Below are 24,335 nucleotides of genomic sequence, written 5' to 3'. Positions count from 1 at the left end.
AACAAAAGCACCTAAAAACTTTGTCCGATAACTAAATCAGCTTTTAGATGACAAATTTATCAGTCTCTCTTTTGAGTTTATGTAAAGTTTTTTATCGATTTTTTAAGAGAAGATAACCCGAACAGCAAGTTAATTTTGATCATAGTTAAACAGCTTGGCTAAAACAGTTTGACTGGTTTCCCCAATTCTACCCCAGTCCATCGGCTAATTAGTATCTGAAACTACTCTTGTTAAAAAACTTATCTATTGTTCAAACTCGATTATATTTAGGGTTTGCGGTAAAAAGTTTTTTGGTGGGGTTAGAAGACAGTATTCAGGAGTCAGGAGTCAGGAGGATTATTTTTATTTATTCTCCCTGCTCCCCCCGCAACGGCTCGACTGAGCATCGCGGCTCGACTGAGCTTCGCCGAACGTCCGAACGTCGCGCACGAAGTGGTCTCCCCACACCCCACACCCCACACCCCACACCCTGCTAACCCCCCTAATTGCCTACTCTAAAGCGTAGATACGACCATCCATGAGCAGACGGGTGATCCCTTTAGCTTCCAGTTGAGCGTGAGCTTTTTCGATCAGGCGACCGTCGGGAACTTTAATCACTTTTTCCTTGCGCTTGGAGAAACGACGAGCGATGCGATGACTTTCAAAGATGGGGAGAGTGCGCTGCTGGATTTCCTGAGGGGGAACCTTACCCAATTCGGCAAAATCCTTGAGGGGACGGGTGATCAATTCGGCAGCGCGATCAATCACCAAGTAACAGGTTTTGGGAAAAGCCGCCGCCGAGAGGGGTAATATCTGTAATTGGGCGGTTTTAACGATAGTCGGGCCTAAATAGCTCCCCGCTAGTTCCTCCTCCTCCTCATCTTCCTCCTCATCTTCCTCCTCGTCTTCATCCCAATCCTCGTCAAGCTCCTCTTCCTCCTCCTCTGCCTCGATAGCTTCGACGAAAAACTCGGTTAAATTAGCGGTTTCTAGGGTCTTATCGCTATTAATTTCTATATCTTCTGAATTATCTCCTTCTGGCGGGTAAGAGGTATCCATTAACAGGGTTAATTGTTGCACAGAAGCGATCGGTTGCTCAAAATCCTGCTCATCCTTAGCTTCGATGCGCGCTGCCCGAACACTAATCACCTCGATCGCTTTTTCCGGTAAATCCGCTGCTTCCTCCTCCTCGAGGCCACGAGGACTACGGGCCAAGCGTTTTTTCTGGATTAATTGCTCGTATTCCTCGCTAGAAAAAGAATTTTTGAGAAAACGACTGACCGTAGAACTACTCACGCCATAACGCTCGGCTAACGTGGAAGTGGTGGCCTCCGTTTCCCGATAAAGCTTAAGAATTTCTTTTTTCGTGGCATCAGTCAGTTTTCTTGGACTCATATTACTTATATAGTTATTTTTTAAGCGATAGTATCTTGCCGATGGCTAGTCAGGGGAAGCTGTTGTCTTTGAGCGGACGTACTCTTAATCATAAAACGCTCTAGCCAATTAAAACTAAGCAATTCGTTTTCTAGTCCCTGTTCTAGTCTATCCTTGACTTCTGTTTCTCACCACTACTCAAGATTAAAAAATTGACGATGATATCAAGTGCTGCTAGTCAAAAAGCCTTATTAGTTCTAGCCGATGGTACAGTTTACGAGGGTTATTCCTTCGGAGCCAAGGGAACCACCGTCGGCGAAGTTGTCTTTAACACGGGAATGACCGGTTATCAGGAAGTCCTCACCGATCCCAGTTATGCTGGTCAAATCGTCACTTTTACCTATCCGGAATTGGGAAATACGGGGGTTAACCCCGAGGATGAGGAGTCAATTCGTCCCCAGGTCAAAGGAGCGATCGCCAAAAATATCTGCCACCGGCCCAGTAATTGGCGTTCTAGCCAATCCCTACCGGATTATCTGGCCGCTCATCATGTTATTGGCATCTACGGCATCGATACCCGGTCCCTGACCCGCAAAATTCGCTCGTTTGGGGCGATGAATGGGGCAATTTCGACAGAAATACTCGATTATCATGATTTACTGCGCCTGGTGCAGGCAGCCCCTAGTATGGCTGGGTTAAATCTCGTTAAGGAAGTAACCACCAAAGAAGTGTACGAATGGACGACTCCTACCCCGTCCGCCTGGGAATTTGCGTCAATTGATAGCGATCAAGAACCGTTAACGGTAGTGGCGATCGATTTTGGCATCAAACGCAATATTCTCCGGCGTTTAGCCAGCTACGGTTGTCGGGTGATCGTGGTTCCCGCCGACACTCCCCCGGAAAAAATCGCCGCCTATAATCCCGATGGTATTTTCTTTTCTAACGGACCGGGAGATCCGGCGGCTGTCAGCGAAGGGATTGCCCTAGCCAAGGAACTTTTACAAGGGGAAAAACCCACTTTTGGCATCTGTATGGGTCATCAAATTTTAGGCCTATCCCTAGGAGCAGAAACCTTTAAACTGAAATTTGGTCATCGCGGCTTAAATCAACCCTGTGGACTCCAGCAACAGGTGGAAATTACCAGTCAGAATCACGGTTTTGCCGTGCAGGAGGCATCTTTAAATCCGCAAGTGGAGATTACCCATCTCAACCTCAATGATCGCACCGTAGCGGGTTTAAAACACAAGTCTCTGCCCTTTTTCTCGGTACAATACCACCCCGAGGCCAGTCCCGGCCCCCACGATGCCGATTATCTGTTTGCCAAATTTGTCGATTTAATGCGGCAAGCAAAAAAGGATCGGTCGTAAATTTTTAGGATATACTAGGGTTTTGATTTTTACAGCCCTAGGGCTAGGAGGCGATTATTCCAGAAGCAATTAACTTGACCGTCAGCTTGCGAGGCACGCGCGAGGTCAGAGATAAGTACCAAATTTTCCGTTTGACGGGTCTTTTAGATGCCTTTTCCGAACCGACTTTTTGTAAGGTGATCGAAGGCTATGTGGACGAAGGTCCTAAGGATGTGATTATTAGCCTCGCTCAGATTGATTTTATCGATAGCTCGGGTTTAGGGGCCCTAGTAAAATTGGTGAAAAAGGCCAAAACTGAAGGGGGCAGTTTACAAATTGTTACCAATCCCCGGGTGACTCAAACCGTAAAACTGGTGCGATTGGAGAAGTTTTTTTCCCTGCAACCCACCCTAGAAGCGGCGATCGAATATCTAGAAAAAGCGTAAATCGTGGAATCTCCTCTCGAACAAATTCGCTTACAGGTCAGTGGCCAGGGTTCACCAATCCTAGAGGGTCTTGACCGATTATCGCCCGCTTCTCTGGCCTATCTGGGGGATGCTGTTTATGAATTATACATCCGCACTTATTACTTACTGCCGCCCCAGCGTCTGGGAGACTATCACGCTCAGGTGGTAAGCAAAGTCAGGGCCGAACAACAGGCTTTAGATTTAGCACAACTGCAGCCCTATCTGACAGACCAAGAAAAAGAAATTCTGCGCCGGGGACGCAATGCCGTCACGGGAAAACGCCGTCGTCTGACAGCCCAAGTCTATCAGCAGGCCAGCAGTTTAGAAACCCTGTTCGGCTATCTTTATCTACAAGACCCCTCAAGATTACATCAACTATTAGAAAAACTAGAATTATAGCCCTCTACTATTAATCCATGCAATCATGAGCGATCGACCATTTCGTAGCAAGTCCGATAATCGTAATTTTCGCCGGCCTTCCCAGTCAAAAACTGGGCCAATTCTGGCTAAATCCCCGGCAGTAACTCCAGAAAACCAGGAAACTGATGATCTGCTCTACGGGCGCCGGGTGGTTTTAACGGCCATGGAGGAGGAGCGCCAACTTAATCGGATTTGGGTAGTCAATCGACTCCGTTATGATCCCCGTTATCATACCCTCTTAGAAAAAGCCAAGGCCAACGGCACGGTAATTGATGAGGTGGACGATCTGCGTCTCGATCAGATTACCAATAAAGCCAATCATCAGGGGATCGCCGCCCAGATGTCTCCCTATGAGTATATCGAATTAGCCGATCTGATCGAAAAAGCTAAGGGCAAAAGTCGCCACCCCGTGATTGTTATCGCTGAAGGGATTACGGATCCCCATAACCTTGGAGCAATTATTCGCACCGCCGAAGCTATGGGTTGTCAGGGGGTAGTTATTCCCCAACGTCGCGCCGCTGGGGTGACATCGACGGTGATGAAAGTGGCAGCGGGGGCCTTGGAATATTTACCCGTCGCTAGGGTGGTTAATCTCAATCGTGCTTTAGAGGAATTAAAATCGGCCGGTTTTTGGCTCTACGGTACGGCGGCAAAAAGTGGTAAATCCTTACACACAATTAATTTAACAGGTGCGATAGGATTGGTGGTAGGTTCGGAGGGAGAAGGTTTGAGTCTGCTAACCCAAAAGTCCTGCGATGAGTTGGTATCTATCCCCTTGGCAGGCAAAACCCCCAGTCTCAATGCTTCGGTGGCGGCGGCTATGGCTCTTTACGAGGTTTACCGTCAACGCTGGCAAAATTCCCCCGACTGAAAATCTGTATTTTTCGACACTCCCAATAGCCAAAAGGAAAAAGTATAAATAAAATAGGAAGGAAGTTTGCGAAATGTAAACAAACGTAACAAAACCACCAGAGTAGATTTAGATGGGGAACGAAATGAAAGAATTTTTGATTAGCTTACTGGAAATGTTCGGATTAGCCTACTGGGTCGAGATTAAAACCGACTATCCCAGATGTACTTATTATTTCGGTCCTTTTCTCGCTAAAGACGAGGCTGAAGTCGCTCAAGCTGGTTACGAAGAAGATTTGAAAACAGAAGGAGCGCAGGGGATTAAATTGGATATAAAACGTTGTAAACCGAAAGATTTAACTATTTTTGAGGAAAAAGAAGAAAGCAAGCTCCTGAATACCCTAAAGGTCTTACGCAGTCAAGTTTCTTAACAATTTTCAGTGATCAGTAATCAGTAATCAGGCTCTCTCCGGTTTGGTGGGGAAAATGTATTCTAAGATACACTCTTGGGGCAGTGAGTGGAACGAACCACAAAGACACAAAGGACACAGAGATCGATCACTACTATATAAGTTAAACTTATCACACAAAGAATAAGAGAGCGGTAATCAGTGATCAGTGATCAGTAAACAGTGAAAAAACAGCATAAGGCTGCTACTTATGGCAGTTATCTTAAGGCTGAGATAGCAAGCTTTCGTTTTTGGGAGTCAGGATGAATACCGAATTAAGTTAAACTTCCTCTTGAGGATAAAGGCCGTAATACTGCTCACTTAATATTCTATTTTCCTACTGATAACTGGTAACTGATAACTGACTCAAGGCTGATGGCTAAATATCAATGGGAGCGATTTAAAAAACAGCTATATTCTGCTTCTGTCAGTCTTCCCGCTTCGTAGAGAGTATCGGTAATTTCTGCTAGGGTTAAAACCGAATAAGGTTGATAACCATGGCTACGAAGTTTATCTTTAACCGGGCCACCATGGTCGATAAAAACCACGATATCATTAACTAATAATCCCGCCGATTTAATCTTTTCTGCCCCCTCGATCGCACTTTTACCAGAAATTAAAATATCGTCCACCACTACCACCGTTTCCCCCACTTGAAAATTACCTTCAATTACTCTTCTTGTGCCGTGAGCTTTTACTTCTTTGCGGGGGAAAATCATCGGATGATTTAATAATAAAGATAAACCCGTAGCTGTGGGTAAAGAACCGTAGGGAATACCAGCAATGCGGTCAAATGTCAAGGTTTTTAATATTTCTCCATAGGCTTCAATTACCTGCTGAAAAATGTTAGGATTAGAGATAATTTTTCTCAGATCGATATAATAGGAAAAAGTTTCTCCTGATGCTTGCACATAATCGCCAAACATCAAGCAACCAATATCAAATAATTGTAGAATTAAATCCTGATGAGGATGTTGTTTTAAAAGACAAACGTTAGCAGTCCAAGTATCATCTTGGCTCGATTCTTGCTGGTGATTTTGTTTAATTTTATTGACTTCCTCGCGTAAATCCTTGACTTTTGACCCCAAATCTGGTTGAGATAAAAAGTCTTGGGGTACAGGAATTAATAAACCCTCGCCATGACTATTTAAACCCACAGTAATTAACTCGGAGAATTTACTTTTGTCTTCCCAAATACTGCGTAATAAAATCAATCTTTCGGGGGCAAAATTGCGAATCTTGGTCAAAATCTCTGGTTGAGTAGTTCCCACTTCTAAAAATACTTGTTCGGGAGTTCCCCAGCTGCAAGCTTCTTTGACAACTTGCAGATAAAAAGGATTGTCGCGACTGGGAAATTCTTGCAGATTAATCGCGCCTTGATTGGAAGTATGACAGAGGATAAAAGCGCCATGATCGGGGTAAACTAAAAAAGGAGCAACGTGATCCTGTCCGGAGTAGGGATTGAGAGTAACCGCGTCCACCTGCCAAGTTTTAAAGATAGTCTCGGCTAAAATACTGCTGGTATTAATATCACCGTGTTTAGCATCCAAAATTACCGGGATATGAGCGGGAATTGCCGTCAAAATTCGCTGTAATAATTCTAACCCCGCTGCTCCCAAAGCTTGATAAAAGCCTAAAGTTGGTTTGTAGGCACAGACAAAAGGAGCGGTTTCATCGATAATAAACTTGAGCCACTGTTCTAAATTAACGATTAATTCTCCCGGGGTGGAGGGCATCATTTCGGGGTTAGCATCCAAACCGAGGACAAGTAGAGTCTGGTTTTGACTAATGGCGTGGTTTAACTTTTGAAAAAAATTCATCGGTTCCTAATCTCAGGATTCTGGATTAGTTTCTAATTCTACACTATTTGGACGAAAAATAGGCTGTAAAATTGTCTGGTGCAGACTTTTTCTGGTGTCAGCGTCAAGAAATTTCTTTTGTAGCGGTTGCCATTCTTGCCATTTTTGGTGACGGATATTTTGAAAAATTTCTAGTAAAGTGGGCATTTCCTTGGCAAGACAATTGGGGAAAATTTGGCTAAGAAAATCCGAGAGAACACAACAATCCTGCATTTCTCCGAGAATACCTTGAAGGTTTTTAATATCTTCTAGATACTCTTTATATTTGTCGCCATAAAACTGAGGGAATAACTCCATATTATAGCGGGAACGCTTGGCCTCTTTCCGGAGATCGTGCAGTAATAATCCTTCTTTTTCCAATAAGTCATCAATTTCTTGACTAGAAAACTCTCTTACTTTTTGATCTTCCTCTAAATTTACCCCAACTAACCAGCCTTCATGGAGTAAAAATCGACTCGCTTGCGGTAATAATAAGTCCGGTAAAACTGTGGCAATATCTAATTTTCCCATCGGTTGATAGGTGGGATTATCCAACCAACTGGCAAAATCTGCCTTAAAATTGATAAATTTGTCGGACTTTAAGAGTTTTTCTACCTTAGCAAAAGCCTTCTTTCTTCGGCTTTCCAGAACTTGTAAAACTTTCTTTAGTATTTCCTGTTCTTTCGGGGGTAAAATTGGCTGATAATGAGCGATAAAAGCCTCTTTTAACACATCTAAATCCCGCAATTCTCCTAAAATTCTGCCCAGATTACCCACCCGTTTTTGATCGGCATATTTCGGCATGGTTAAAGCGGGAGCAAAACCGGTTAAGGTACTGCGAAGACGACGCATTCCCACACGAATTTGATGTAATTCTTCCGGATCCTGATCGAGTAAAACCCCAGCTTCGTGTTTAAGAACTTTATGAAAATGTTTATCAATACCGATATAAGCCCAATCGGCAAAAGTTTTAGCCCGAAGATTAAATTTGTTAGTCATTGGTCTTTAGGGAGTAAATAATGTCAAGATGGTGATAGAATCTTTAAATCAAGACTGGAACTAATAGATACTATTTATTCTATACAATAGGATGAAGCATCCGCTTTAAGAGAAGTTTATGGATAGTTTTTGGCTAGATTATGCGGGGGAAATCGCTTTTCGCACTGGAGAGCATCTTTTCTTGACGGGAATAGCCATGGCTATGGGTAGCTTAATCGGGATTCCTCTAGGTATTTTAATTAGTCGTCAAGCTATTCTCGCTCAACCGATTATAGCGATCGTTAACACCCTACAGACTATCCCCAGTTTAGCCCTATTTGGTTTTTTAATTTCCGTGCCTTTTTTGGGAGGAATCGGCAAAATTCCCGCTATTGTTGCCCTAACTCTCTATACCTTACTGCCAATTGTTTTAAATACCTATCTGGGCATCAAAAAAGTTGATCCCGAATTAAAATTAGCCGGATTATCCCTAGGTATGACCGACGGACAAATCCTGCGCTATATCGAATTACCCCTCGCTAGGGCGACAATTTTGGCAGGAGTGAGAATTGCGACGGTGATTGCTATCGGTGTGGCCACGATCGCAGCTGCCATCGGTGGCGGTGGTTTGGGAGTGTTTATTTTTCGCGGTATTGCCACGGTAAATAATCAGTTAATTTTGGCGGGGGCAATTCCTGCAGCTTTTTTAGCCCTTGTTGCCGATTGGAGTCTCGGTTGGCTAGAAAAGGCCTTTTCCCCTTCGCAACGCCCGAAAAAGCCCTCTAAATGGCAATGGGGCTTAGGTTTAATCGGCTTGGCCCTGCTATCTTTCCTCTTGACTCAAATTTTCCATTCATCCCCCGGCACCGTGGTGATCGGTTCCAAAAATTTTACCGAACAGGTGATTTTAGGGGAAATTTTAGCACAGGAAATCGAAAAAGAGACGAATTTACGGGTTGATCGTCAATTTAATCTCGGTGGTACTCTGATCTGTCATCAAGCGGTGAAAGCGGGTAAAATCGATGGTTATGTGGAGTATTCTGGCACGGCTTTCACGGGAATTTTGCAGGAAAAACCCCTTAACGATGCCCGATTAGTCTCTGAAAAGCTGCAAGAGATTTATCCAGAAAAATTTAATCTAGAAGTGTTTCCCAGTTTAGGATTCGAGAATAATTTCGCCATTGTTATCCGGGGAGAAACCGCCAGTAAATACAATCTTAAAACTCTCTCGCAGGTGGCTAAATATACTCCCAATTGGCAAGCGGGTTTTGGTTATGAATTTTTGGAAAGGGAAGACGGTTACAAGGGATTAGCGAAGACCTATGGCCTAACTTTTGCCCGACCCCCGAAAGTGATGGATTTAGGGTTAATGTACCGCGCTTTAGCCGAAAAACAAGTGGATTTAGTGGCGGGAAATTCCACCGATGGTTTAATTCCCGTGCTAGATTTAGTCATCCTAGAAGATGATCAACGCTATTTTCCTCCCTACGAAGCGGTGCCGATTTTTAACCGGGATAGTCTGCAAAAATATCCCCAATTGCGACGGGTTTTAGCCAAACTCACCGGCAAAATTACCTCCAGCACTATGCAGAAATTAAACTATCAGGTGGATGGCCGCAATCGTAGGGTGGAGGAAGTGGTCAAAGAATTTCTAGTCTCCCTCTCTTAACCATTTAGTCACTCCCCCGGGTTGGTCGATTAAAGTAATGCCTTGGGCTTTTAATTCCGCGCGAATGCGATCGCTTTCGGCGTAATTTTTCGCTTTTTTCGCCTCTGTCCGTTGTTGGATTAGATTTTCGATATCCGCTGCACTAATTCCCCCAGAAACAGGGGTTTCTCCCTGGTCGGCGGCAATTTCTAAGCCCAAAACCCTAGACAATTTCACCAAAGTATGCCATTTTACCGCTAATTGGGCCAGATTGCTGTCCGTCTTACCCGCATGGGTTAAATTATTACCCTCCTTGCGTAATTCCTTAGCGATTTCAAATAACACCGCTAAACCACCGGCAAAGTTAAAATCGTGATTTACCGCCTCTTGAAAGCGATTTTCTAGCTCTTGGTCAGTAATTCCGGGATTATCTGGCTGAAGATGCTTATAACCAAAGGATAAACCCTCTTGTAAAGTATGCCAGCCATTAGTGGCCGCCTGCAATCCCTCATCGGAAAAATCGATCGGTTTGCGGTATTGGGCGCCTAAAATTAATAATCTCACGGCTAAGGGGTCATATTTTGCCAATAACTCGCGAATAGTGATGAAATTACCGAGGGATTTCGACATTTTTTCCCCGGCCACCTTAACCATGCCATTATGTAACCAATAGTGGGCCAGAGGTTTACCCGTAGCCGCTTCACTTTGGGCAATTTCGTTTTCGTGGTGGGGAAAAATTAGATCACTTCCCCCCACATGAATATCGATAGTTTCTCCCAATTGTTCTTTGACCATGGCCGAACATTCAATATGCCACCCCGGACGACCTTGGCCCCAGGGAGAATCCCAACTAGGTTCCCCCGGTTTTGCCCCCTTCCAGAGGGCAAAATCAAAGGGGTCTTGTTTTTTAATTGCTTCCGGGTCGTCGGTTTCTACCCGGCCGCTGGCCCCGGCTTGCAGATCATCGAGTTTTCGCCCTGATAGTTTGCCATAATCAGAAAAACGACGGACGGAATAGTAAACATCGCCATCGCTGGGGTAAGCGTAGCCTTTTTGTTCTAATTCATAGACTAGGCGCTTGATACCGTCGAGGGTATGAGTGGCCCGGGGATAAGCGTCCGCCGGTCTGACTCCTAATTTTGCCATATCCTCAAAGTAGGCCTGGATAAATTTCTCGGCCACGGCTGCCATGGTGGTATGTTCATTTTTAGCCCGATTGAGAATTTTATCGTCAATATCGGTAAAATTCTGAATATAGCGCACTTTATAACCGAGATACTCCAAATAACGCCGCACCACATCCCAAACCACACAGGTACGCGCATGACCCAAATGGCAATAATCATAGACGGTAATGCCGCAGCAATACATGGAGACAATACCGGGGATGAGGGGGGTAAAGGGTTCTTCGCGACGACTGAGGGTGTTGTAGAGGATTAAGGTCATGGATGGGGAATTTTTTTCTGGGGAAAAAGGCTAGTCCAATTTTATAGCAGTTATTTTCAGTTATCAGTTATCAGTGATCAGTTATCAGTGACCGCTAACCACTTTCCCTGATTTACATACTATATTCTGTGTTTTTTGTCAAGGGGTTTTTGGGGTTTTAGTAAAGATGTGACGGTAAGACTCGAGGAGATAAGCTAAGACGCATTTAAACCGCTTACTCTTAGATTAGCCGAACCGCCCCCAATCCCTTTACTGTTGCCTTTTGCAAGAGTGCCTCTTGCCTCGTCTCAACAAGCAATTTAAATTACGAACAGCTTAGGACTGTTTTGATGGGAACTATTATTGATAGAATCGATAGAATAACGATAGGGGAAGCTTGCTTGTTTGCCTCAACCGACAATTTTTAATTGTTAATAAACTTTGACCAGACCCTAACTATGAATGAACCACCTAATAGCGCTGGCGATGAAATCCAATTACCCCGGGGAGAAAGAGTTGACCAGCTAAGAAATCTCATCGAAACCCTACGCATTGCCGATGAAGTGGCCAATCGCGGTTATTTGATTACCAGCGCCGAAGTAGCCGATTTAATGGATATTAATCCAGGTGCCGTTACCAGTCGAGGCGACCATTGGCCGTGGCGAAATTGGGTAATCTCCCGGGTCAGACGGGAGGGAAACCAAATTCTTTGGCAGTTGGAAAAAGTCGATTAGGATTAATGGCAATCATCAGTTAATTTCTCTTTTGACTTTTGTAATTATTTCGTCATTTTCCCCCAGCAGATGATGCGCAAAACGTCGGGCCAGGGGCGGAGCAGATACAAGTGTACTGGTAAAACCAGAAAATACCTGCAATCCCACTTTATCGGCGATCGCTCCCACTAGGGGCCGTCCCGAGGGGGCAAAGGCCACTAGGCAATGATGACAGCTGCCGGGGAGAGAGGCCAAGGGGGGCAGCAATGTCCCCACGGCGGCCCGTATTGCTTTTTCCCCGGCCAGAGGGTTTAAAATCGCGCCAGGATCGGTGATAATGGCGCTAATTTGCCCTAGATAAAGGCTTTGATCCCGGAATTGTACCGCCCCCGTTTCTAAAACACTGGCAATTATTTCTGGGGTTTCTCTTTGCCAAATGCCCTGATTTTCTAGTTGGGTGATTTTTTGCTCTAATAGCAATCTGGCAGCAATTGCAGGCATAACTAGGGTGTTTAATTTTATCTCGCTGGGGGGAATTTTGATCACCTGGGCATGGGTAAAATAGACGGGAGCAGCAATACCGGATTTTTGCAGTAAAGACCTGGTTAATCCCCCAGCACAGACGATAGTTTCCCCGGCAGAATAATTATTTTTAGGAGTTTTTACGCCAGTAATTCTCGATGCAGTTTCAATTAATTCGATGACAGCTTCCCGAATAATCGTGCCTCCCAGACGCAGAAAAGCTTGTTGATAGGCAAAATTAGTTTTTTCGGCGTTAATGTGACCGTGGGGCAGTCGTAAAACTCCGGAGATAGCTGCGGGATTTAATAGGGGTTCTAAAGCGATCGCTGCCTGCGGATCGAGAATTTCGGGGGTAATAGTAAAGATAGCAAATTTTTCGGCCACAGTAGCTGGGTCATCTTCGGGGTTAACGGTGAGAATTAAGTCTATGTCCCGGTATTCGTTATCTATGCCCAATTCCTGGGATAAATTGCGCTGAATTTCTCGACCTTCTTGATATAATTTTCTCTGGATTTCTGTGGTGGCCGACCAATAGGCTAAACCACCGTAACTGTAGAAAGTGGCGTTGAGGGGATGGGTTTCTTTTTCTAATAAGAGGACTCGACTGCCTAGGTTAGCTAGTTCATAGCTTAAGGCGGAACCGGTGATACCACCACCGATAATTATATAATCATAAGTTGTGGTCATAATTGGGCTAATTTTTACTCGATTAATCTATTCTATCATTAATACTTGCTCAGTTTCCTGGTTCTGATTTGATCAATAGTTGCTATAATCAGAGAAAAAGTTCAAAGCGGGATCGGATAACTATGCAACAGCTAGAAAATAGGGGGATGACTGACTTATGGATTAGAGGTAGTTGGGAAGAATACTTAGCAGCAATTAAAAACTTCCCAGAAAATCAAGGGAAAAGTTATTATTACAATGGCTATTATCGATTAGAAATGACTCCTATTGGTAACGATCATGCCAGCGATCATGCTATTTTGATCTTCGCTGTTAGTCTCTATGCTACCCTAAAAAATCTGGCCTTTAGTGCCAAAGATAATTGCAGTTTTCGCAAGTCTGGTTATCGAGAAGTCCAACCGGATATATCTTATTATTTTGCTGACAAAGCTAATCTAATTCCCTACGGTACTTCAATTATTGATTTAAATCAGTATCCCCCACCAGATTTAGTCATTGAAATCTCAAAATCTACCCTTAATGATGACCTAGGCAATAAACGCTTACTCCATGAAGAATTAGGAGTGAGTGAATACTGGAGTGTTAAGGTAGATTATCCCCAAATATTTGCTTTTGAAATAATCGATCTAGGTAGCAAAAGAATTGATATATCAAAGGTTTTACCTAATTTAAAACTGGCGGTTTTAGAGTCAGCTTTACAACAGGCGCGCAGCAAGGATCAAAGTCAGGTAGGACGTTGGTTAATCAGTCAATTTCAAGGTTAAATCCTCCTGTTTTTTGGCAGCCGCTTTATCCAATAAAGACTCGGCAAAAGCGATGGCAGACGCTGCCGAATTTCCTCCCGTTAATTGTGCCAATTCTTCCCTTCTCGTCTGACGATTATCGAGAGAAGTAACCCGGACAACCGTGCGAATTTCCGAGAGATTGGTGGGATTATCTTCAGCAATCATTTGTTTATAAACTCGGAAATGGTGATCGGCTAAAGCAGCCACTAAGGGTTGATGAGTGACGCATAAAACCTGATATTGTTGACCTAATTGATCTAATTTATCGGCAATTGACTGGGCAACTTTTCCCGATACTCCCGCATCAATTTCATCAAAAATTAGGGTTGCCGCTGCCGATTGAGATTGGGAAAAACAGGACTTTAACCCTAGGAGAAAACGACTCATTTCTCCTCCGGAAGCGGTACTGGATAAAGGTTGGATTTTTTCCCCTGGATTGGGACTAAAATAAAATACCACTTGATCGACTCCCAGACTGCTAGGATTACCCGGGGCAATCCGACAGACAAAAATCACCTTTTCCATGGCTAAAGGTTTTAATTCCTGTACCAATTGTTTTTCTAGTTGACTAGCGGTTTCTTGTCGCAAAAAGGTCAACTGGGTGCTAGTTTCTCGATAGATTTTTTCCTGTTGCTGACAAATTTTTTCTAATTCCTCAATCGATTGTCCTTCTCCCGTCAACTCCGCTAATTCCTGCTGTAATTTCTGATAATAATCGATCGCTTCAGCTAAACTTGGGCCATATTTGCGACAAATGCGCTTAAGTTGGACAATTCTCTCTTCTATCTCGTTCAATCTATCGGGATCTGCCTCTAGACTATCCCCATAAACGTTGATTTCCTGTCCCGCTTCCACCACCTGATTTAATGCCGATCGCACCATCTCTAAAATTGGCTCTAAACTGCTATCATAAACCATCATATTTGTCAAGATATTTTCAGCTTTTCCTAACAAATCAGCGACGGCGGGTTGATCGCGATCATTTTGGTAGAGTAGTTGATAGACTTGATAGCTGGAATTTTGCAAATCGACAGCGTGGGAGAGTCGGTTTCTTTCCTGTTCCAACTGTTCCAACTCGTCAGCGTCAGTTAAATTAGCTGATTCTAGTTCTTTTAGTTGATATTCTAGTAAATCTAATCTCTGTAGGCGATTTTGTTCCGATTGCAACCTATTATTTAAACTATTCTTGCTTTCTTGCCAGTTAAGGTAGGCTGTGGCTACTTGTTCCCGCTGCCGCAGCAGCGACTCACCCCCGTAGAGATCTAATAATTCCCTCTGTCGATTAGCGTCCATTAACTGGACTGTTTGACCTTGGGCAGTGATTTCTACCAACAAATCTCTTATTTGCGCCATTTGTTGGCGATTAGCGACGACTCCGTTAATCCGAGAACGAGAACGCAAGGAATTATTAGTAATCACTAATTCCCTGCTGATTGTTAGAGTATTATCCTCTAATAGGTCAATTTCCTGACTTTCTAGCCAAACAATTAATTCTGGAGTCAGAGAAAAAGTTGCTTCTAGGGTTGATTGTTGGCTTCCCTGACGGATGACGCGATGATTGACTTTACCACCGAGAACAATATCGATCGCATCTAATATAATCGATTTTCCTGCCCCCGTCTCACCGGTCAGTACATTTAATCCGCTGCCGAAAGTTAGTTCTAAGCGATCGATGAGGGTAAAATTTTCAATTTGTAGGCAGGATAACATATATCAGTAATCAGTAATCAGTTGCTATTCTTATTATCTTTCAGCATCCCCTAATTTTCCCCGAAACGGTAGCCTTTCCCATAGACAGTATTAATTAGAGGTGTTTCTCCGGCCACTTCGATTTTACGCCGCAGCAAGCGCATCAGGGCAGGAACTACATTACTATTAGGTTGCTCTCCTTCTGACCAGAGATGCTGATAAATTTGTTCATGGGTGAGAAGTTGCCCGGTATGGGTCATAAATAAAGTTAACAATTGTACTTCTTTTGCTGATAAACTAATCGTGCGACCGTGACGATAGGCCACTTGATTTTCGCTATCGAGTTCTAAATCAGCGCATTTTAATTTACTGCTATTACTAGCTTCAAAATTGGGAGAACGACGCAATAAAGCGCGGACTCTCGCTAATAATTCTCGCAGTTGAAAGGGTTTGACTAAATAATCATCAGCACCGGCATCTAATCCCGCCACTCGATCGTCTATGGTATCCTTAGCGGTTAGAAATAAAACGGGAGTGGTGTCCCCCTGATCGCGTAAATATTGACAGATTTGTAATCCAGATTGCTGGGGTAACATCCAATCGAGAATTAAGAGGTCATAATTATTCTCTCGTGCCAATTCTAACCCCGTCCGACCATTATTAGCAATATCAACGTCATAGCCTTCTTGAGCAAGAATTTGTTCTAAGGGTTCGGTTAATTCTTTTTCATCATCAACGATAAGTATTTTCATAAAAGTAAAAAAGATGGTGTTGGGTTTTTGGTTTTTTTTAGTTGAATCTCCCCATATCCCCATTTCCCCATATCCCCATTTCTCCTAATTATCGATCTTTGGGTAATAAATTGCGGCATTCGAGAGGAATATAACTTTCAATAAATCTAGCCAAGGTTTGGTAATGACGCTGATATAAAACTCCCATATAGATAATACTAAGTCCTAGGGCGGTTAGGGCAAAGGGAAAGAAAATTGAATCGGCAAAGAGACGATAGGAAAGATAGGAAAGATAGGCAAAGACTCCGATACCTCCAAAAACCACAAATAATCTCCTTTTTAGCAGGATGGATAATAACATCAATCCCAAGTTAATTAGACAGTACAAAAATCGTTGCGCTTCATTATCCTCGATTAGGAAAGATAGACTAAACCAAAACATAATTAATCCGAATAGGTATAGCCAAAAAGCAAAATCGCCCCGACTGCGACGCTGACGTACATCAATTAAATAGGCCGTTATTAAACAGACAATTCCAAACCAAAATGATACCCACAGTCGCAGTCTCCATGTATATTCGTTTTCTCCAAATAGTAAAGGGGTTAAGTCCATTGATATATACCACAGACTAAAGGCAATGGGTGCAGTTAAAAAAGGAAATTTAACAAATCGCAAAGTTATTAATCCTGCGATAATCGTGCCTAATTCCATTAAAAACCAACTGCCTTTAATCCATGTATGGAAATCTCGATAGATGCCAGGATCTCCGGCCTGCCAGTATCCTGTCCAGCGTTGTAAACCGTAGATTGCTAAGGGAGTCATTGCCACTGCCATGGTAAATAAAAGGCCGCCAGGTATTTTGAGATTTTGCCGAAAATAGAGATTTTTTCCCGTAAAAATAAAACAAACTGCATAAAACAGGGCAATAAAAAATAGGCCTGCACCGCCGAAACTCTCCCAAGCTTTGTTCATAAACCACCCTAGGGCGGAGATAACAATTAATGCCCCAAAATAATAGGCCACATTAGCAAAATTAAAGCGAGGGCGATTAACTTCATCTTCTTGGGGATAACGGGACAAAAAAGCCGTCCATAAATTTTCAGCTTGGCTGGCAGTAATTAGGTTTTCTTGTACCGCCCAATCAAAATCTTCTTTTTCTAGTCTCATAATCTTCTATAGTCCTTAAGCTAATGATACTAAATCCTGTTTAAAAGGTATGGAAGAGTGGCAAGTGGAGAGAAGGGATTATTATAAGTATAAATTATAGCGTTTTTCAGTCTGCTGAGGTACAAAAGTTATGGGTTTTAGGCAAAAGGCAAGAGGCAAAAGGCAAAAGGGAAGAAAAATAGGTGTACCTCACTAGCTTAGGAAACGCTATATTATTTATTATTAAATAATTAAAATATTTAAATACTTTAGCCAATCAGTTAAATGTAACAAGGAAGTTACAATATCTGAACTTTCCCAGAATTTGCCCAAATTTGGCTGTAAATCGGGGTTGACTACATTTCTTAATCTGGTATAGTGGTGGTATGCTGTGGGCTTAGTCTAAGCGTTAAGCCTCAAATCAACGCAAAAACGAGACAATCAGGGGACTGTATTGATACCATTCCCCAAAAAAAGCCCCTAGGGATGACATTTTTTTGTGAGGCAATTTTTGAAGTTTTGTAAAGGCTATTGACTTAAAGCCAGAATTGTGTATATTAATGGCATTGTTACATTAAAACTGATAAAAGGCGACCTAGTGTTAGTCGCAAAGAAAACTTAGCCCTGAAATTCCGTCAAAACCCCATAGATGGACCAGATAGCCATGGCGCGTAAATAATGACAGGCGCGAAAAGTTCCCACCGACGTTATTGCTTCTGGGGTGCGAAATTGTAAGCCATTTTCATAAATTTGTTGCACCACCGCCTCCGTAATTTGCCATCCTTGCTTTTCCATTCCCATTTGTAGTAAAAAAGCCACCAACCCAAAATTAATTCCTACCCAAACTTCCAAGGGATGAGTAGCCTCGGGATTTTCGGGAGTACCATCGGGTTTTAAACCATTAGCTGCCCCAAATTTTCCCCCATAAAACTTGAGAAAACAAGCCTCATAAATCTTACTTAAAGCTGATTGCGTGTATTGATTTTCTACCACATCCGGTAAAGCCAATAAACGGGCATAAAATTGACCACATAATTGGTCAGTCATCACCACATCGGAACCACTGCCACTATCTAAATTATAATATTCTCCATTCCAGAGAGTATCATGATAAATAGCGCGAGATTGCTGTAACCAACTGGCAAAAATTGCCGTATCTTCCCCAAGAATTGCCCCAATTTTAAGCGTCGCTTCTAGTGCCGCTATCCACAAACCACCACAATAGGCACTAATTCCCTGTAAACGCCAATCATCAAAGGTTTGGTCTGGTGCGCCGGAATTTTCGGGAATCCCATCCTTATCAAGGTCAAAAGTTTTTAAATATTGCAAAGTCAGGACAATTGACGGCCAACATTCCCGCAGAAAATCCTCATCTTTAGCCCCCGTTAATAAATAATCCCGATAGACTAATAAAACAAAATCACTGCCTAAATCTTTCCAGAGATTACAATCTTGATAACTGGTGTAATTACTCTTTTGCCAAGGGTGTTCATTGGGGGCGCCTAAATCGTGGGGAGTGGCATTTTTAGCCTTACGAATGGCACTAGCTTGGTTATAACCGATAATCCGAGGAGTATTGTCACTGCTGGGAATTGCCCTGGCAAAAGCTTCCATGACGGACTTTTCTAAGCGCGGCCATAACATCAGTAACCCAAAGGAACCATAGAGACGCACATCAAGACTTTCATACCAACGATAATCAATACATTCTAAGACCCCAAATTGACCGATAGGATCCTGTTCCGTGGCTGCTGTCCAGAGAGTGCCGCCGTCAGTTAGGAGGTATAATTCATTAAATAAAGCCATTTTAAACCAATCGGCCAGATCGCTGCGTTCTAGGATCGGTTTTTGCCAGTTAATAATATTTTCTCGCCATGTATCGCCGTGTTTTAAGGCTGTGCGTACCATCGCCCAAGCATTTTGACCATTGCGACCGAAAAAGTCCGTATAACGACGATAATAGTTAATTCCTTGGGCAAATTCGGTGACGGGTAAATCCCAAGCTAAAATAAAAGGAATTTTGCGAGTTTTCCCCGGACGAATGGTAAAACGAATCGCCATGGCCGTGGCCGTTTGTTCCCCTTTTTCGGCGGGGGTTTCGTCCTCAATATCCAGTAAAGAGCCATTCATGGCGAAATAGTCCCAAACTTCGCCCCCATCGCCCGCAGGGTTCCATTTACCCAGATAGAATACCTCTAGACTCGGATTAGTGATACTAGCAATCGCCATCTGTCCATCCCCTTCCCTGGGGTCTTCGTAATCCCGACGCATCAGACAGCCAATGCGGAAATTATCGACAATCCATTGATTATAATTACCCTCACTTTCCCCCCATTTCGATTGATATTCATAGACGGGACTACCATCATCTCTCACTTTAACCACTGGGGATTTAATCGCGTTAGTAAACCAACCGATTGTATTTTGCCAAGTCAGCATAATACTAATAGTAATCGGTTTATCGGTGGGGTTATGAACCGTCCATTCAAATAGGGCAATAGGATAACTACTTTCTTGGTAATTATGCGCCCAAACCGGTGAGAATTGTTCGCAAATTAATTGAGTCTGAAAAACATCTTTGTACTCATACCAACTGCGGGGATAAAGGGCCGAATATGTTCCCTTTTCGGATGGATACCACGACCAGCGCGATAATGTTCCATCCGTGGGTCTTTCCGTCGCCATAGCGTAGGCTTGGGCGCTTCCGTCTTCTGTTTGTTCAAAAATGCTAAATTGACAGGCAGGAAGGCTATTAAAACTGTGTTCACCGCCGTCCAGATGCCAGAGGTTAAAGTCACCTTTGGGGGAACGTCCGATGCAACCGCCCCCAAATCCCCCTAGGGGCATCCCATGCCAAGGACCATCATCTAAATTGCTGGTGTAGCGGACGCTATAGGGTTTTTCCCAACCTTTGCCTAGAGGACGTTTCCAAGCGGCTGCGGGAATTTCTGGAAGGGAGACGAGATTAAGCATAGATTTAAGTGGGGAAGTGGGGTGTGTGTGGGGAAGTGGGGAAGTGAGGTGTGGGAAACTCCTGACTCGGAGAATACTAGACCTCTTGCATAAATCCGAAAACAAACGATAGAAACAATAATGGGAGGGACTTTCAGTTAATTATTTATTAGTAGTTGATAATCTTCAAAAATGTTGCTGTACAAGGATATACTTAAGACTTTTGCAAGAGGTCTACTGACTCCACCAAGAAACTTTTTCAGTAAACCCTAATTATTCGCTAAAGAGATAATTACTGCGATCGCTAACTGGCCAATCTTGATTTTCTCCACCGATAATTAAACGTTTAATATCGACAAAATCCTTACTTAATTGGGTCAAGGCATTGATTAAAATATCTAAAGCAATAGGATCGCTAGTGCCGAGATCAAACCAACAACGTCCCCAAGTACCTAAGTATTCAAAATCGGTCATATTGTGCATCGGTGACATAAAGGCATTTTCGGCCATATCTGGATCGTATTCCATATAACTAATATCGATTCCCACCTCCTGTACCTGTAGGTTTTCGGCATTGAAAGCCCCTAATTTACCCAAATAAAACCAAGAGGCAAAAACTTCTTCTACATACTGCTGTTCTATATTCGAGGGAACTGTGGAAAATTCCAGCCAAAACCAGACATCAAAAGGATTAAATTCGCGAAATTGCACTTCCATTTTTTTTATAGGAGACAGGAGTAGTCACTGATAACTGATAACTGATAACTGATTACTGATTACTTACCCACTGATAACTGATAACTGATTACTGATTACTGATTACTATGCTGTAATTTCCAGAGAAAACTAGCGAGGAGATTGGTGATAATATGAGCGAGGATCGGGATTAATAAATTACCAGTTATGATGACGGTATAACCGAGGGCAAAACCGACAACAGTTGCCCAGATAACATAAGGCCATTGTTGGGAACCGCTAAAATGGAGGATGCCAAAAATCAGACTAGAAACGGTTAAACCAAAGATATTTAAGCCCAAAGCTGGCAAAATTACCCCACGAAATAATAATTCTTCACTTAACCCCGGCAGTAATCCAATCCAAATTAAATCGGGCCAAGCTAAAGGTTTAATGACTAATTCTAAGTAAGCGTTAGCACTATGGCGATAACTAGACCAAAAACGATAGAGAAGCCCACTAATTCCACTAATTACCCCCGCTAAGGCTAATCCGAACAGGAAATCTGGGAGAGTCCAGCGAATGGCGGGAATAGCGATCGCACCGAAATATTGCCAAACTTTGGCGACTACCAGCAAGATAATCGCCGTTACCGCCATAATGGTGAGGACTTGTGTGCGTGTCAGGGGATCAAATTCGGGATTAGGGGAATTAGTCACGGATTCTCGGATAAACAGCGTAAAGAGTTTAAATTAGGGCGAAGAGATGCTAGGTTAACCCCTGCCCGTTGACAAACGATCGCACCGATCGCCTCCATATACGAGTGTACCCTAATTGCTTTCACCCCTAGAGGTTCTGGGGCCACCTTCATTCTTGTACTATTTTCCCGCACGGCAATCAGTACAGTTTTCTCTTGACAAAAACTTAAAACTGTGCTGGATCCACAGGCACTGGCGGGAACGATCAGCGCGTCCACCTCCCGGCCCCAAATAGCATTGGGAGCGGGCCGCTTGACCAATTGGGGGGCGCGACTCAAACCCACCAAAACGCAGGGTAAAAAAGTATAACCGATTTCTTCGGCCGCGGCCTTGGGGGAAAGTTGCGGATCGAGGGGCAGCGGACTTAAAGCGGGGGCGTGGGCCGCCGGTATTTGGAATTGTCGCACCACCAGATGGGAAATTACCGCTTCGGCCCCGGCAAGGGGATCCACCCCTTGACCATGGCGATAATTAGCCAGGGCAATGCTATCGGGATCGTCGGGAAAACGGGCAACAATGGCGATCGCTTCCGCTCGGCCCTGCTTAATCAGTTTTTCTGCTCCCCGCAGCAAGCTGTCGGGATTGCCAATTGTTCCCCAACTGGCCCCAGAGGCTGCCCCTCGCAACTGCACATTTAAGGGGGCATCGGTGATAACGTAATCGGTCAGATATAAGCCTAGGGTGGCCCGGACAGCATCGGCAGCCTGAAGGTGTCTTTGCAAGAGGTCAAATTCAATGGCGCGATCGAATATTAACCCGATGCGATTTTGATGGACGGGACTTAATCCCCAATCCCCCCGGGCAAAACGATCTAAAGCGTAACCCTCCACATAATAGGTGTTGGCTAGAGGCCAGTACAGTTGTGCGCCATTAAGGACATTGGGATGGGTAATTAGGCGATCGCAAACTTGGGCGATCGCTCTGGCCACGGGAATGCCATCCCCAGCATAACCGCCAATCGCGGCCCCGATGCCAGTGGGAATAATTAGTACGGCGGTATAGGGACGGGAATTCACGAGGCAGTGGTGACAATCGCTTCGATTTTGACTTGATTATTCTCGGTATCCACTTCTGTGATTGCCCAACGCAAGGGTTCACCGCGTTTGGCTAATTCTTTTTCGATTTCTTGCTGCAGTTGTTGCGGGGTTTCCTGTAGGTCGATTTCGGCACTAATAAAGTGAGTGGTCATGGGAATGGTCCAGGATAGTTATCCCCTCAGTTTATCAAGATTTTGCCCTCTTGCGCTGGTTTATCGGCTCTCTGGGTCAGGAACCACAAAGACACGAAGGACACAAAGATCGATCGCTGCTATGTAAGTTAAACTGATCACACAAAGAATAGGAGAGCCAGAGCCGTTCTCGTACTATGATTAATAGTAGGCTTTCCCCTAGAGATTATGATCGCAGTTCCCAACTACATCAGTCCCCAAGAATATCTCGCTATCGAGCGCCAGAGTCAGATCCGTCATGAATACCGACGTGGTTTGGTTTATGCGATGGCCGGCGGTACGGATAATCACGATCGCATTGCCTTCAATTTTCTCAAAGTCATTGACGAACATTTCGGCGACTCTACAGACTGTCGGTTTTACTCGGGTAATGTCAAGGTTAACTATCAAGATCAGTTTTATTACTATCCCGATGCTTTTGTTACCTGCGATCCGCGCGATCGCCAAGATCGTTATCTGAAACGCTATCCGAAACTAATTGCGGAAGTGCTTTCCCCCAGTACGGCCGCTTTTGACAAGGGCGAAAAATTCCAAGATTATCAACAGATAGAAACTTTAGAAGAATATGTATTAATTTCCCAAGAAGTCCAGCGCGTGGAATGCCGTCGTCGTAATTCTCAGGGGATATGGGAAACAACTATTTACGAGACAGGCGATCGGGTGATCCTGCCAAGTATTAACCTAGAGTTAGCGATCGCCGATCTCTACCGGGGAATAGATTAAAATGTGAACTACTCTCAAGGGAGTTGAGAGCTTGCTGCTTCCATGGCAATGGATAGACAGACAGCATTTAGTTTACTTGTACTAACTGGCTCGGCAATTTTCCAGCCATTGTTCTAAATCCTGTGGTGACTGAAAATCTAACAAAGCTTCTCCCAAGTTTTCTAACTGTTCTAGGTCAAGACTGCGAATATTGGGCAATAATTCGGGAGAAATGTCCCCTACACGCCGATTTAATAGACGTAAAACTAGGTTAGCTTCTCCCTCTTGTCGTCCCTCTTGTCGTCCCTCTTGTCGTCCCTCTTGTCGTCCCTCTTGTAAACCTTCCGACCAGATTTCTTGATAGATAACTGATTCTTTCATGATGTCTTTCCTCAATAATCGTTGGATGATGTCTTTCTCTAATACTAACCCGGCTAGAATTGCAGTAGATGCAGCCAGATTACTTTGTTCTCGACTATCGCTGATTTGCTCGATTTCTTGGGCAATTTGCCGCAGTAAGTTTTCTTGTTTCTCCGCTTGAGCGAGTATGGCAAAAGGAAACAGTCCGGGGGCCTTTAATAAGGGTTCCGAGGGTTGTTCCCAAAGTCTAATCACTTCAAATTGATGAGAGGTTTTCCCTTGTTTATAATCATTCTGTCGGACTTTGGGCGAGTCACTTTTCCTTAGATAAATAACCACTTGATGGATAGGTTTACGGGGATAGCGTCGATAGAGTCTGGTGGCATAATCTAGCATTCTATAGGGAATATCTTCTTTAGGGTCGGTTTGGAACTCGATATGTAAGATTAATTCTTCCGACTCCAAAAAGATTAAAGTATCGGCTCTAATTGGCTCTAGGGATAATTCCGAGGGTTTAATTTCTGTTAATTCTAAGGGTTTACCCAGTAACCAATCGGCCAAGTCTCTCGAATATTCAAGGGCGATAAATTTACAGGTAGAATCATACATTTTC

General features: G+C 43.7%; 23 protein-coding genes. 9 read left to right on the top strand and 14 right to left on the bottom strand.

All coding sequences use genetic code 11. From position 1 onward, the window contains the following. Window positions 1-489: 489 nt before the first annotated feature. On the bottom strand, window positions 490-1,374 hold the full coding sequence (locus tag MiAbW_RS08230) for a helix-turn-helix domain-containing protein (protein WP_151695700.1): 885 nt from the start codon (window positions 1,372-1,374) through the stop codon (window positions 490-492). Between the two features lie 197 nt (window positions 1,375-1,571). Here MiAbW_RS08230 and carA point away from each other — a divergent pair, with 197 nt between their 5' ends. The 5 genes from carA to MiAbW_RS08205 all read left to right on the top strand — a co-directional run bounded on the left by carA (window position 1,572) and on the right by MiAbW_RS08205 (window position 4,866). After that, the gene (carA, locus tag MiAbW_RS08225) at window positions 1,572-2,720 is read left to right on the top strand and encodes a glutamine-hydrolyzing carbamoyl-phosphate synthase small subunit (protein WP_151695699.1); all 1,149 of its coding nucleotides are present in this window, start codon (window positions 1,572-1,574) and stop codon (window positions 2,718-2,720) included. Window positions 2,721-2,794: 74 nt separating this feature from the next. Continuing rightward, entirely contained in the window at window positions 2,795-3,145 is a 351-nt protein-coding gene (locus tag MiAbW_RS08220; RefSeq protein WP_036399615.1) for an STAS domain-containing protein, read from the top strand. 3 nt (window positions 3,146-3,148) lie between these two features. Further along, complete coding sequence (locus MiAbW_RS08215) at window positions 3,149-3,565, top strand: Mini-ribonuclease 3 (protein WP_151695698.1); 417 nt, start codon at window positions 3,149-3,151, stop codon at window positions 3,563-3,565. A gap of 25 nt (window positions 3,566-3,590) precedes the next feature. Further along, the gene (gene rlmB, locus MiAbW_RS08210) at window positions 3,591-4,457 is read left to right on the top strand and encodes a 23S rRNA (guanosine(2251)-2'-O)-methyltransferase RlmB (protein ID WP_151695697.1); all 867 of its coding nucleotides are present in this window, start codon (window positions 3,591-3,593) and stop codon (window positions 4,455-4,457) included. A gap of 112 nt (window positions 4,458-4,569) precedes the next feature. Next, complete coding sequence (locus MiAbW_RS08205) at window positions 4,570-4,866, top strand: DUF1816 domain-containing protein (protein WP_080603678.1); 297 nt, start codon at window positions 4,570-4,572, stop codon at window positions 4,864-4,866. Window positions 4,867-5,270: 404 nt separating this feature from the next. On the opposite strand, the gene MiAbW_RS08200 is transcribed toward MiAbW_RS08205, so the two are convergent. Next, window positions 5,271-6,704 carry a bifunctional orotidine-5'-phosphate decarboxylase/orotate phosphoribosyltransferase gene (locus MiAbW_RS08200; RefSeq protein ID WP_151695696.1) on the bottom strand — a complete coding sequence of 478 codons (1,434 nt, stop codon included), beginning with the start codon at window positions 6,702-6,704 and terminating at the stop codon, window positions 5,271-5,273. Between the two features lie 12 nt (window positions 6,705-6,716). After that, entirely contained in the window at window positions 6,717-7,721 is a 1,005-nt protein-coding gene (locus MiAbW_RS08195; protein WP_151695695.1) for a CHAD domain-containing protein, read from the bottom strand. 118 nt (window positions 7,722-7,839) lie between these two features. Between MiAbW_RS08195 and MiAbW_RS08190 the strand changes: the two genes are divergently transcribed. After that, entirely contained in the window at window positions 7,840-9,369 is a 1,530-nt protein-coding gene (locus tag MiAbW_RS08190) for a glycine betaine ABC transporter substrate-binding protein (protein ID WP_151695694.1), read from the top strand. On the opposite strand, the gene cysS is transcribed toward MiAbW_RS08190, so the two are convergent. Continuing rightward, window positions 9,352-10,794 carry a cysteine--tRNA ligase gene (cysS, locus tag MiAbW_RS08185; protein ID WP_151695693.1) on the bottom strand — a complete coding sequence of 481 codons (1,443 nt, stop codon included), beginning with the start codon at window positions 10,792-10,794 and terminating at the stop codon, window positions 9,352-9,354. The genes MiAbW_RS08190 and cysS overlap by 18 nt on opposite strands. A 437-nt stretch (window positions 10,795-11,231) precedes the next feature. Between cysS and MiAbW_RS08180 the strand changes: the two genes are divergently transcribed. After that, window positions 11,232-11,507: a hypothetical protein gene (locus tag MiAbW_RS08180; RefSeq protein ID WP_002768833.1), complete on the top strand. Its 276-nt coding sequence runs from the start codon at window positions 11,232-11,234 to the stop codon at window positions 11,505-11,507. Window positions 11,508-11,522: 15 nt separating this feature from the next. Here the strand turns inward: MiAbW_RS08180 and MiAbW_RS08175 are convergent, their stop codons facing one another. Continuing rightward, window positions 11,523-12,695 (bottom strand): NAD(P)/FAD-dependent oxidoreductase, encoded by a 1,173-nt coding sequence (locus MiAbW_RS08175; RefSeq protein WP_151695692.1) that lies wholly within the window; start codon window positions 12,693-12,695, stop codon window positions 11,523-11,525. 122 nt (window positions 12,696-12,817) lie between these two features. Here MiAbW_RS08175 and MiAbW_RS08170 point away from each other — a divergent pair, with 122 nt between their 5' ends. Beyond that, window positions 12,818-13,459 (top strand): Uma2 family endonuclease, encoded by a 642-nt coding sequence (locus tag MiAbW_RS08170; RefSeq protein WP_151695691.1) that lies wholly within the window; start codon window positions 12,818-12,820, stop codon window positions 13,457-13,459. On the opposite strand, the gene recN is transcribed toward MiAbW_RS08170, so the two are convergent. The 8 genes from recN to MiAbW_RS19570 all read right to left on the bottom strand — a co-directional run bounded on the left by recN (window position 13,436) and on the right by MiAbW_RS19570 (window position 22,621). Beyond that, the gene (gene recN, locus MiAbW_RS08165; protein ID WP_151695690.1) at window positions 13,436-15,190 is read right to left on the bottom strand and encodes a DNA repair protein RecN; all 1,755 of its coding nucleotides are present in this window, start codon (window positions 15,188-15,190) and stop codon (window positions 13,436-13,438) included. The genes MiAbW_RS08170 and recN overlap by 24 nt on opposite strands. A 50-nt stretch (window positions 15,191-15,240) precedes the next feature. Next, on the bottom strand, window positions 15,241-15,921 hold the full coding sequence (gene rppA / locus MiAbW_RS08160) for a two-component system response regulator RppA (RefSeq protein ID WP_151695689.1): 681 nt from the start codon (window positions 15,919-15,921) through the stop codon (window positions 15,241-15,243). Window positions 15,922-16,009: 88 nt separating this feature from the next. Next, window positions 16,010-17,068, bottom strand: coding sequence for a DUF2157 domain-containing protein (locus MiAbW_RS08155; RefSeq protein ID WP_151695688.1), 1,059 nt, complete (start codon window positions 17,066-17,068; stop codon window positions 16,010-16,012). A 597-nt stretch (window positions 17,069-17,665) separates the two neighbouring features. Next, entirely contained in the window at window positions 17,666-20,020 is a 2,355-nt protein-coding gene (locus MiAbW_RS08150; RefSeq protein WP_151695687.1) for a GH116 family glycosyl hydrolase, read from the bottom strand. Between the two features lie 252 nt (window positions 20,021-20,272). After that, the gene (locus MiAbW_RS08145; RefSeq protein WP_151695686.1) at window positions 20,273-20,716 is read right to left on the bottom strand and encodes a DUF3531 family protein; all 444 of its coding nucleotides are present in this window, start codon (window positions 20,714-20,716) and stop codon (window positions 20,273-20,275) included. Between the two features lie 95 nt (window positions 20,717-20,811). Next, the gene (locus tag MiAbW_RS08140; RefSeq protein WP_151695685.1) at window positions 20,812-21,393 is read right to left on the bottom strand and encodes a CPBP family intramembrane glutamic endopeptidase; all 582 of its coding nucleotides are present in this window, start codon (window positions 21,391-21,393) and stop codon (window positions 20,812-20,814) included. Next, the gene (locus tag MiAbW_RS08135; RefSeq protein WP_151695684.1) at window positions 21,390-22,448 is read right to left on the bottom strand and encodes a DUF3326 domain-containing protein; all 1,059 of its coding nucleotides are present in this window, start codon (window positions 22,446-22,448) and stop codon (window positions 21,390-21,392) included. The genes MiAbW_RS08140 and MiAbW_RS08135 overlap by 4 nt, the downstream gene beginning before the upstream one ends. Continuing rightward, a complete protein-coding gene (locus MiAbW_RS19570) occupies window positions 22,445-22,621 on the bottom strand; it encodes a hypothetical protein (protein WP_172967354.1) in 177 nt (58 codons plus the stop codon). Before MiAbW_RS19570 ends, MiAbW_RS08135 begins: the two co-directional genes overlap by 4 nt. 207 nt (window positions 22,622-22,828) lie before the next feature. On the opposite strand from MiAbW_RS19570, the gene MiAbW_RS08130 reads away from it, so the two are divergent. After that, window positions 22,829-23,383 carry a Uma2 family endonuclease gene (locus MiAbW_RS08130; RefSeq protein ID WP_151695683.1) on the top strand — a complete coding sequence of 185 codons (555 nt, stop codon included), beginning with the start codon at window positions 22,829-22,831 and terminating at the stop codon, window positions 23,381-23,383. 81 nt (window positions 23,384-23,464) lie between these two features. Here the strand turns inward: MiAbW_RS08130 and MiAbW_RS08125 are convergent, their stop codons facing one another. Then, window positions 23,465-24,331, bottom strand: a complete 867-nt coding sequence (locus MiAbW_RS08125) for an Rpn family recombination-promoting nuclease/putative transposase (RefSeq protein WP_151695682.1) — start codon at window positions 24,329-24,331, stop codon at window positions 23,465-23,467. Window positions 24,332-24,335 lie beyond the last annotated feature (4 nt).

This window comes from Microcystis aeruginosa NIES-4325 (assembly GCF_008974145.1).
Classification (GTDB): Bacteria; Cyanobacteriota; Cyanobacteriia; order Cyanobacteriales; family Microcystaceae; genus Microcystis; species Microcystis aeruginosa_G.
Note: the sequence above shows the minus strand (reverse complement) of the source record. Positions and strands in the feature narration are given on the sequence as shown.

Excerpts from the sequence above, each read along its gene's own strand:
- MiAbW_RS08230 (WP_151695700.1), bottom strand. The coding sequence starts at position 1,374 with ATGAGTCCAAGAAAACTGACTGATGCCACGAAAAAAGAAATTCTTAAG.
- carA (WP_151695699.1), top strand. The coding sequence starts at position 1,572 with ATGATATCAAGTGCTGCTAGTCAAAAAGCCTTATTAGTTCTAGCCGAT.
- rlmB (WP_151695697.1), top strand. The coding sequence starts at position 3,591 with ATGAGCGATCGACCATTTCGTAGCAAGTCCGATAATCGTAATTTTCGC.
- MiAbW_RS08205 (WP_080603678.1), top strand. The coding sequence starts at position 4,570 with ATGGGGAACGAAATGAAAGAATTTTTGATTAGCTTACTGGAAATGTTC.
- MiAbW_RS08200 (WP_151695696.1), bottom strand. The coding sequence starts at position 6,704 with ATGAATTTTTTTCAAAAGTTAAACCACGCCATTAGTCAAAACCAGACT.
- MiAbW_RS08195 (WP_151695695.1), bottom strand. The coding sequence starts at position 7,721 with ATGACTAACAAATTTAATCTTCGGGCTAAAACTTTTGCCGATTGGGCT.
- MiAbW_RS08190 (WP_151695694.1), top strand. The coding sequence starts at position 7,840 with ATGGATAGTTTTTGGCTAGATTATGCGGGGGAAATCGCTTTTCGCACT.
- cysS (WP_151695693.1), bottom strand. The coding sequence starts at position 10,794 with ATGACCTTAATCCTCTACAACACCCTCAGTCGTCGCGAAGAACCCTTT.
- MiAbW_RS08180 (WP_002768833.1), top strand. The coding sequence starts at position 11,232 with ATGAATGAACCACCTAATAGCGCTGGCGATGAAATCCAATTACCCCGG.
- MiAbW_RS08175 (WP_151695692.1), bottom strand. The coding sequence starts at position 12,695 with ATGACCACAACTTATGATTATATAATTATCGGTGGTGGTATCACCGGT.
- MiAbW_RS08170 (WP_151695691.1), top strand. The coding sequence starts at position 12,818 with ATGCAACAGCTAGAAAATAGGGGGATGACTGACTTATGGATTAGAGGT.
- recN (WP_151695690.1), bottom strand. The coding sequence starts at position 15,190 with ATGTTATCCTGCCTACAAATTGAAAATTTTACCCTCATCGATCGCTTA.
- rppA (WP_151695689.1), bottom strand. The coding sequence starts at position 15,921 with ATGAAAATACTTATCGTTGATGATGAAAAAGAATTAACCGAACCCTTA.
- MiAbW_RS08155 (WP_151695688.1), bottom strand. The coding sequence starts at position 17,068 with ATGAGACTAGAAAAAGAAGATTTTGATTGGGCGGTACAAGAAAACCTA.
- MiAbW_RS08150 (WP_151695687.1), bottom strand. The coding sequence starts at position 20,020 with ATGCTTAATCTCGTCTCCCTTCCAGAAATTCCCGCAGCCGCTTGGAAA.
- MiAbW_RS08145 (WP_151695686.1), bottom strand. The coding sequence starts at position 20,716 with ATGGAAGTGCAATTTCGCGAATTTAATCCTTTTGATGTCTGGTTTTGG.
- MiAbW_RS19570 (WP_172967354.1), bottom strand. The coding sequence starts at position 22,621 with ATGACCACTCACTTTATTAGTGCCGAAATCGACCTACAGGAAACCCCG.
- MiAbW_RS08130 (WP_151695683.1), top strand. The coding sequence starts at position 22,829 with ATGATCGCAGTTCCCAACTACATCAGTCCCCAAGAATATCTCGCTATC.
- MiAbW_RS08125 (WP_151695682.1), bottom strand. The coding sequence starts at position 24,331 with ATGTATGATTCTACCTGTAAATTTATCGCCCTTGAATATTCGAGAGAC.